This is a genomic window from Pseudonocardia pini, from assembly GCF_013870575.1.
Lineage (GTDB): Bacteria > Actinomycetota > Actinomycetes > Mycobacteriales > Pseudonocardiaceae > Pseudonocardia > Pseudonocardia pini.
This window is the reverse complement of record NZ_JACBXB010001084.1, coordinates 1-1,394: the sequence shown is the minus strand read 5'-3', so window position 1 is coordinate 1,394 and position 1,394 is coordinate 1. Positions and strand designations below refer to the sequence as shown.

The 1,394-nt window shown below is 70.7% G+C and carries 1 protein-coding gene; it reads left to right on the top strand.

What is annotated here, in order from left to right; genetic code table 11:
• Positions 1–1,394 (top strand): Rne/Rng family ribonuclease (locus tag H5J29_RS32725; RefSeq protein ID WP_181784762.1); only part of this gene is annotated, 1,394 nt, incomplete at both ends.

Genomic DNA, 1,394 nt, shown 5'->3' with positions numbered 1-1,394 from the left:
GGCGCCGCCCGCCGATTCTGTCCGAGTCCGAGTTCCTCGCCCGCCGCGAGTCCGTCGAACGGGCGATGGTCGTGCGCCAGACGGGGCAGCGCACCGAGATCGGTGTGACCGAGGACGGCGTGCTGGTCGAGCACTTCATCGCCGGCGGCGCGCAGCAGAACTCGTCGATGGTCGGCAACATCTACCTCGGCCGCGTGCAGAACGTGCTGCCCAGCATGGAGGCGGCGTTCGTCGACATCGGGCGCGGCCGCAACGCCGTGCTCTACGCGGGCGAGGTGGACTGGGACGCCGCGGGCCTCAACGGCAAGGCGCGGCGCATCGAGCAGGCCCTGAGCAGCGGCGACAGCGTCCTCGTGCAGGTCACGAAGGACCCCGTCGGGCACAAGGGCGCGCGGCTGACGACCCAGATCAGCCTCGCGGGCCGGTTCCTGGTCTACGTCCCGTCGGGCGGCGCCGCGGGGATCTCCCGCAAGCTGCCGGACGTCGAGCGCAAGCGGCTCAAGGACATGCTGAAGGAGATCGTCCCCAGCGAGGCCGGGGTGATCATCCGCACGGCGTCGGAGGGCGTGAGCCACGAGGCGCTGGAGCAGGACGTCCGCAGGTTGCAGGCGCAGTGGGAGGTCGTCAAGGAGAAGGCCGAGCGCACCGGGCCCAACAAGCCCAAGGCGCCGACCCTGCTCTACGAGGAGCCGGACCTGCTGGTCAAGGTCGTGCGGGACCAGTTCAACGAGGACTTCGCCTCGCTCGTCGTCTCGGGCGACGAGGCGTGGGAGACCGTCTCCGACTACGTCTCGCACGTGGCGCCGGAGCTGGCGGGGCGCATGCACCGCCACATCGGCCCGAAGGACGTCTTCGCGGAGCACCGGATCGACGAGCAGCTGCTCAAGGCGTTGGACCGCAAGGTCTGGCTGCCGTCGGGCGGCACGCTGGTGATCGACCGGACCGAGGCGATGACCGTCGTCGACGTCAACACCGGGAAGTTCACCGGCTCCGGCGGCAACCTCGAGGAGACCGTCACCCGGAACAACCTGGAGGCGGCGGAGGAGATCGTCCGCCAGCTCCGGCTCCGAGACGTCGGCGGGATCATCGTGATCGACTTCATCGACATGGTGCTCGAGGCGAACCGGGACCTGGTGCTGCGCAGGCTCACCGAGTGCCTGGCCAGGGACCGCACGCGCCACCAGGTGGCGGAGGTCACCTCGCTCGGCCTGGTGCAGATGACCCGCAAGCGGGTCGGCGGCGGGCTGCTGGAGCACTTCTCCAGCACCTGCGAGCACTGCCGTGGCCGCGGCGTCGTCGTGAACATCGAGGGGGTCGAGGAGCACAGCCACGCCCCCGCGACGAACGGCTCCGCCCAGCGTGAGGACGCGGGCGGCGGGCGGCGTCGGAACCGG